1 protein-coding gene is annotated in these 543 nt (G+C 49.5%); it reads right to left on the bottom strand.

All coding sequences use genetic code 11. The features are described 5' to 3' along the window. Positions 1-57: 57 nt before the first annotated feature. Entirely contained in the window at positions 58-300 is a 243-nt protein-coding gene (locus D5269_RS18230) for a carbon storage regulator (RefSeq protein ID WP_016317068.1), read from the bottom strand. Positions 301-543: the final 243 nt, after the last annotated feature.

Below are 543 nucleotides of genomic sequence, written 5' to 3'. Positions count from 1 at the left end.
CGGGGGCTCTGCCCCTCGACCCCGCCACCTTTGAAAAGGTGGACGAAACTTTTGGTTTCAGCGTGACGCTGATTTCGGGCCTGCTGCATAGTTTTTGCGCGGCTGGCTGTAACGCCGGCGGTCGTTTTCGATCACCGCCGGACGCGGGTGGGTACGTTCATACACTTCCCCGCGCACGATCGGGATTTCCCTCGGCGCGTCGATCGCGAGCTTGATGTCGCCATTCAGGCGGATCACCCGCACGACTACCCGGTCGTCGATCACCACATATTCTCCAACATTTGTCCCAAGAACCAGCATACGATTACCTCCTTGTAACGCAAAAAAGCCTTCCGGGGGTGTGACAAAAGGTATAGCCAATGTCACACCTCGGAAGGCGCGGATTTCTCCTAAAATATGAGATATTATTCCTATATCAGGGAAAATATTTATACGAAAGGTAAAATCTTCGTCTTATATACGGAAAATTTCCAGAAAAAACAAAAAGAGAGACCTGTGACAAAAACTATACTTTTTGTCACAGGTCTCTACTCTTTATATTCG

The sequence above is a fragment of the Anaerotruncus sp. 1XD42-93 genome (assembly GCF_009917605.1).
Taxonomy (GTDB): Bacteria; Bacillota; Clostridia; order Oscillospirales; family Ruminococcaceae; genus Anaerotruncus.
The sequence above is the reverse complement of the archived record's forward strand: the minus strand, read 5'-3'. Positions and strand labels throughout refer to the sequence as shown.

What these genes read in the sequence shown, in the direction of transcription:
- D5269_RS18230 (WP_016317068.1), bottom strand. Translation starts at nt 300, where the DNA reads ATGCTGGTTCTTGGGACAAATGTTGGAGAATATGTGGTGATCGACGAC.